The following is a 5,799-nucleotide window of genomic DNA, read 5'->3' as shown; positions in this document are numbered from 1 at the left end:
GAGATCCGCTATATTCTCGACGTGGGCAGTAAGACGCTCGCGACCGCGTCCATCGAGGTGATTGAGCCAGAGATCGGCATTTCCGGGCCTGAAATCGTCCGCGCTGAGACTAAAATCGATATCACTTGGTCTTCAACGATCAATTCCAGGGACATGGTCGCGATCGTGTCGGCGGGTGCCGATGAGGGAACGCGAAACATCTATTTGCGCGCGGGAGACAAGACCAAGGGGCGATTGATCGCTCCCGCCGAACCAGGCCTCTACGAGATCCGCTATATTCTCGACGTGGGCAGAAAGACTCTTGCAAGCATTCCGCTGGAGGTCGTCGGAGCCGATGCGCCGCTGGACGATGGCGCGGGACTGTCGGTGCCAGAAACCGCAGGTAGTGGCGAGACGATCACAGTGACATGGACCGGCGAGAGCGACAGCACCGATCAGCGGATCGCGCTTGCGCACAAGGATCAGCCCGATTTTAGCTGGATCACGGTTCAGTCGGTCGCCGAGGAAAAATCTATTGACCTGACAATGGCGGATGAGGCGGGCCTCTATGAGGTTCGGTTCCTGGACGTTTCCGGGCGTGAGGTGCTTGGCCGATCCGTCGTGGAGGTGAAATGATGATACGCCGAGCTCTTTCCGTCACCATCCTTGTCGTCCTCGCATCGACTCCAGTCGCACGGGCAGAGGTAGACGGTAACGGCCCGGATTTGTGGCGCGTCACCGGCGGCGTTGCAGTCGATGACGTGCTGAACGCTCGTATGGGGCCGGGCACCAACTATCCGGTGATCGAGCAATTCGCCTCCGACATGGAACGTGCTGGATGGGTAGCGCAGCGCTTTATGACCCGCGACAACGGTGCCGCGTCAACATTGCCCGAGGGGGCGGGTTCTTCGGATGTGAGCAACCCGCTTGAAAGGTTGTCCGCACGTTTTCTGGAGGGATATGAAGAGCAGGATACCCTACAAGTACTCGACCAGGTCCTTGCCAATCTAGAACCAGTGAATTCGCAATCGTCGGTTTTTTTGCCAAGCGCGCAGATCAGGCCGCTGACCATGGCGGTTCTGGCTCTTGAGGCGGCTGAGGGAGTGCGCGGCCGAGTCCGCTACCGCATCACCTATGGTATTGAACCGTTTCCGGATCTGGCGAGCCGCGTTCCGTATCCCGTCAGCTTTATTCAGGTAGACCGCTTCAGCCTGGGATCGGCCATCCGCCAAGACGCAATCGATTCAATCGGGGCGGAGTACGTGGAACCTCCCGAAGCGTTCGACGTTGGCCCGCATGTGTCCTGGCGCTTCGTCACCAGGCCCGTGCAGGGGGCAGCGTCAGACATCGTGGCTGCCGGGCGGATCGAGCTGTCCGAAGCGCAGGCGCAGGGCTGACCTGCTTGAATAACCCTTGACTCTCACCTGTCATGGAGCTTGGAAACGCCGCCCTGTGGAGCGTAGAGAAAGAGACGCCGCTGAATACGGCATCGGTTCCTTTTGAGGTCGCACGTGCCGACCTTTTGACCCTCGCGGCCGCCATCGACGAGCTGACGGGCGAGAACAATTTTGGCGAGATTGGACAAGTTCGCGCCCTCCCCGATTTGCCCGATCCTTTCCTTGAGGCAGTGATCGAGATTGGCCTTGCGCAGGACTCTGTCCTGGATGCGGGTCTTCGCCGCAGTGGGCTGAAGGACGACTCGATCTCTGCGATCTGGCAGCGGCTGATCATCATTCCGATGGGGGAGAACGCTCAGACGCCCACCGCATATCGTGCAAAGACTTACGAATGCCATCGCGGTTCGCAGTTCCCGCCCGAGGGCGGATTGCGCCCATGATTCCCATGGCAGCCAAGGAGGTTCTGGATGCCTTGTTCAGTAAAGACAGTGGACAAAACCGGTAGGCGATCAATCGTTGTACACGGGGTTGTTGTGGTGCTCGCAGTTTGCGCGTCGTTGGTTTTTGGCGGTCTTCTGGCCTCTGCGCAGGAAGTCGGCACATACGCGTTTGTTGATGCTCAGGAACTGAACCTGCACGCGGCGCCGAGTACAGGATCATCCGTCATTCGCACCCTTCCCCGCAGAACGGTCGTCAGTATTCTTGAGCGTAAAGGGGGCTGGGCCCGGGTCTTTGTTCAGGGTGCCAATGGGGAACCGGCAGAAGGTTGGCTATCAACGCATTTTTTGGGCAGCAACGCGACAACAATCGCCGAGCTCCGCCCTGGCCAATCCGACGGACGCATTCGCAGACCCGCGCTGTCCAACCAACCTCATCGCTGGGCTGGGCCACTTAGGGTCAGCCAGCTCGACTTTGATTGTCGAAGGCCACTTTTTGGCAACAGCGGCATACGGAAATGTGCCGCAAGCGTTCGTGTCCAGTTATCCCCCGAGGAATACGATCCCAATCGCACCGACCGCGTTTTAGTCGCATGTCGAGGCGAGATCTCCTATCAAACGGAGAATGAAGGTTATGCAAAGCGCATCGTGGCATTCGAGAGGAGGAGCATCTCCCTTGATGACCGATTGGGGCACACGGTGAGAGTCGACTTCGATGTCCGCTCCGACAGAAGTAAAATCATTTCCGCTCAGCTCCAAGCCTTTTCCTGTGCACGGGATTAGGCAGCGGTGCTGGTCGTGCGCTGGCCACCCGCCTTCGCCACTCGTGAGAACCCCCATTGTAGCGCCCATGGAGAAATTCCTTCCTGTCCTGCTCTGAGCGAGCCAATCCCAGGTCAGGCTGCAGACCGGAAGGTGATTTCAGCTAATTCGCTGGCAGGGGGGAAGCCGAGCGCGACGCCTTTCTGGTGCGCTTTACCCCGGGTGGTAAGGGAATCGGCTTTGCCGTGCTAGGCGGTGCTTTTGCCGAAGGGGTCGATCTTCCTGGCGAGCGCCTAATCGGCGCGTTTATTGCCACCTTAGGCTTGCCGCCGTTTAACGACTTTAACGAAGCGCTGAAAACGCGCATGAACACCCGTTTCGGCCGAGGCGACGACTACACCTACCGCATACCCGGTATGATCAAAGTGGTGCAGGCCGCCGGAAGGGTGATTCGCAGCCCCGAGGATGAAGGGGTTGTGATATTAATGGACGACCGTTTTGCCCAAGCCAAAGTGCGTGCTTTGCTGCCACGCTGGTGGGGGCTAGACAACCACTCATCTTCTTAGAGGAGATGCACGAGCAATGACAGATTTACTCTGGTACCAGTACCTTCTCATCGGGCTTATTTTTGCCTGGAGCGGCTTTGTTCGCACCAGCCTTGGCTTTGGCGGTGCCGTGCTGGCGCTGCCTTTTCTGCTGCTGGTGGTCAACGAACCGCTGGTCTTCCTGCCAATTGTGGCCATTCATCTGCTGATTTTTTCCAGTTGGATTGCCTGGAGCGGCCATCGACAAGTGCAGAAAGTGGGCGTGGGAGGTACGTCGCCGGAAAGTAATATCGATTGGGGCTATTTAACCAAAGCCCTGAAAATCATGATCGTGCCTAAGTTGATCGGGGTGGTGGGGCTGTTAACGCTGCCCTCTCAGATCATGACCAACATCATTTTCGGCATTGTGATCATTTATGCCATTGGCTACGTGCTGAATAAACCGTTTAGAAGTAACAACAAATACGTCGATATCGTACTGCTGGCGCTTGGGGGCTATGTCAGTGGCACCTCGTTGATTGGCGCGCCGCTGATTGTCGCGGTGTTCGCCACTCACGTCGTCAAAGAGCAGCTGCGCGACACCATGTTCGTGCTGTGGTTTATCCTGGTGATGATCAAAATGGCGTCGTTTATCATCGCCGGCGTCGACCTCCAACTGATTCATCAACTATGGCTACTGCCCTGCGCATTTATCGGCCATTTGCTAGGCGAAAAAGCCCACCGCTACATGCTAAAAGCAGACACCGGGCTGTTCTTCCGCGTACTGGGAGCCGTGCTGATCTTGGTCAGTGTGGTGGGTCTGATTCACCCGCCAGGGTAGGGGGAGTTCAGGGCATACATTATGCCCCGCTGATCAATATCGCTGAGCTGTGTATGATGTGCCGCATTACTTACGAATTGCACCTACCTAGATGTGGAGATCCACCGTGAACACGGAGAGTCATTCTCAGCTTGCCGCTTTTATATGGTCGGTCGCTGATCTTTTGCGCGGTGATTTCAAGCAGTCCCAGTATGGCCGTATCATTCTGCCGTTCACGCTGCTGCGTCGCTTGGAGAGTGTTCTTGAGCCTACCAAGGCCAGGGTGCTAGAAGCTGCCGAGGATCATCAAAATAAGCCTGAAGCCGTACGTGAAAAGCTGTTGCTGCGCGCCGCCAATCAGCCGTTTTTCAACGCCTCACCGCTGAGCCTGAGTAGCCTTTCCGATACCCAAACCAGCGACGACCTAATGAGCTATGTGCAATCGTTTAGCCAGAGCGCCCGGGAGATCTTCGAGCACTTCGAGTTCGAGAGCTTTGTTCAGCAGCTCAGCGCCAATGACCTACTCTATAAAGTTGTGCGGCAATTTGCGGCGATTGACCTAAGCCCTGCACGGGTGACCAACCACGGTATGGGCGGTATCTTTGAAGAGCTTATTCGCAAGTTTGCCGAAAGCTCCAATGAAACCGCAGGGGAGCACTTCACACCCCGAGATATCGTCCATCTGACCACCTCACTGGTGTTGACCGGGCAAGAAGCCAAGCTTAGGCCCAATAGCATCGTTACCGTCTATGACCCAACCGCGGGTACCGGTGGCTTTCTTTCTGAAAGCGACGACTACATTCAGCAGGTCAGCCAGAACGTGACTGTTTCGCTGCACGGCCAGGAGCTCAACCCTGAGTCTTACGCCATCTGCAAAGGCGATATGCTGGTTAAGGGGCAGGAAGTCGAGCAAATCAAGCTGGGCAACACGCTCTCTGACGACCAACTGGCGGGCGAGCGCTTTGACTACATGCTCTCTAACCCACCGTTTGGCGTGGAATGGAAGAAGGTACAGACGCAAGTCACCGATGAGCACAAGCAGCGTGGCTACGATGGCCGCTTTGGCCCTGGTCTACCGCGTGTGTCGGATGGCTCGCTGCTGTTTTTGATGCACCTTGTGGCCAAGATGCGCAACCGCCAAGACGGTGGCTCGCGCATCGGCATCATCCTTAACGGCTCGCCGCTGTTTACCGGTGGCGCGGGCAGTGGGGAATCTGAAATTCGCCGCTACCTGCTGCAGCATGATCTGGTCGATGCCATCATCGGCCTGCCCACCGATATGTTCTATAACACTGGCATTGCCACCTATATATGGGTGCTTTCCAACAACAAGTCCGTCGAACGCAAAGGCAAAGTACAGCTGATTAACGCTACTGGCCGGGCCAGCAAGATGCGCAAGTCGCTGGGCAGCAAGCGCCAATACATTACCGACCGTGATATTGACGATATCGTGCGGCTTTACGGTGCCTTTGAAGAGAACAGCGAGAGCAAGATTTTCCCCATAGAAACGTTTGGCTATCGGCGGATTACCGTCGAACGGCCACTGCGCCTCAACTTTGTAGCCAGCGACGAACGTCTAGCCAAGCTGGACGACGAAAAAGCCATTCAGAGGCTAGATGAGGGAGAACAAACTGCCCTTAAAGCTGCCTGCGAGCAATTAGGTGAGCAGCGCTACACCAACCGGAAAGCGTTTACCAAGGCGCTGAATGCGGCGCTCAAGGCTGAAAGCTTAAAAGTTGGCGCACCCGTACAGAAGGCCATTTTCAACGCGCTTTCCGAGCGCGACCCGGAAGCAGATATCTGCCTGGATAAGCACGGCAATCCCGAGCCAGACACCCAGGGAAAATGCATGAAAACCCGCGCCATGATGCGGCTTTCAG

The 5,799-nt window shown here is 56.6% G+C and carries 6 protein-coding genes and 1 pseudogene; all 7 read left to right on the top strand.

Annotated features, from left to right (window positions below; all coding sequences use genetic code 11):
* On the top strand, nucleotides 1–615 hold a 615-nt coding region (locus INT19_RS06385), incomplete at its 5' end, for a hypothetical protein (protein ID WP_193060163.1).
* The gene (locus INT19_RS06380) at nucleotides 612–1,376 is read left to right on the top strand and encodes a hypothetical protein (protein ID WP_193060162.1); all 765 of its coding nucleotides are present in this window, start codon (nucleotides 612–614) and stop codon (nucleotides 1,374–1,376) included. The genes INT19_RS06385 and INT19_RS06380, both read left to right, overlap by 4 nt.
* Before the next feature lie 32 nt (nucleotides 1,377–1,408).
* On the top strand, nucleotides 1,409–1,816 hold the full coding sequence (locus tag INT19_RS06375; RefSeq protein WP_193060161.1) for a hypothetical protein: 408 nt from the start codon (nucleotides 1,409–1,411) through the stop codon (nucleotides 1,814–1,816).
* 27 nt (nucleotides 1,817–1,843) lie between these two features.
* Nucleotides 1,844–2,596, top strand: a complete 753-nt coding sequence (locus tag INT19_RS06370; protein ID WP_193060160.1) for an SH3 domain-containing protein — start codon at nucleotides 1,844–1,846, stop codon at nucleotides 2,594–2,596.
* Nucleotides 2,597–2,748: 152 nt separating this feature from the next.
* Nucleotides 2,749–3,141 (top strand): annotated as a pseudogene (locus INT19_RS06365) (helicase C-terminal domain-containing protein); the annotation flags it as partial.
* Nucleotides 3,142–3,157: 16 nt separating this feature from the next.
* Nucleotides 3,158–3,940, top strand: coding sequence for a TSUP family transporter (locus INT19_RS06360; RefSeq protein WP_193060159.1), 783 nt, complete (start codon nucleotides 3,158–3,160; stop codon nucleotides 3,938–3,940).
* 106 nt (nucleotides 3,941–4,046) lie between these two features.
* On the top strand, nucleotides 4,047–5,799 hold a 1,753-nt coding region (locus INT19_RS06355; RefSeq protein WP_193060158.1), incomplete at its 3' end, for a type I restriction-modification system subunit M.

This window comes from Halomonas sp. 3A7M, from assembly GCF_014897875.1.
In the GTDB taxonomy this organism is placed as follows: domain Bacteria; phylum Pseudomonadota; class Gammaproteobacteria; order Pseudomonadales; family Halomonadaceae; genus Vreelandella.
The sequence above is the reverse complement of the archived record's forward strand: the minus strand, read 5'-3'. Positions and strand labels throughout refer to the sequence as shown.